Source organism: Corynebacterium sp. MSK032, assembly GCF_030232065.1.
Lineage (GTDB): Bacteria > Actinomycetota > Actinomycetes > Mycobacteriales > Mycobacteriaceae > Corynebacterium > Corynebacterium jeikeium_D.
On sequence record NZ_JASPJR010000031.1, the window covers coordinates 1 to 222 of the forward strand.

Here is a 222-nt window from a genome sequence, read left to right on the forward strand (position 1 = left end):
TCCGGAAAGGGCCCATGAGATAAAAAGGGCCCACCCGGCGACACACCGAGCGGACACACTTTTTGTCACTTAACCCTCAATGAAATTGGTTGCTTGACTGGGGTTAAACGAAAACTCCCTCCCGGATGCCCGGGAGGGAGTTAGTCTGAGCGGATGACGGGACTCGAACCCGCGACCCTAACCTTGGCAAGGTTATGCGCTACCAGCTGCGCTACATCCGCA

At 56.3% G+C, this 222-nt stretch carries 1 tRNA gene; it reads right to left on the reverse strand.

The window, feature by feature from the left end:
• Window positions 1–148 precede the first annotated feature (148 nt).
• Window positions 149–221 (reverse strand) — tRNA-Gly (locus QP995_RS10715).
• Window position 222: the final 1 nt, after the last annotated feature.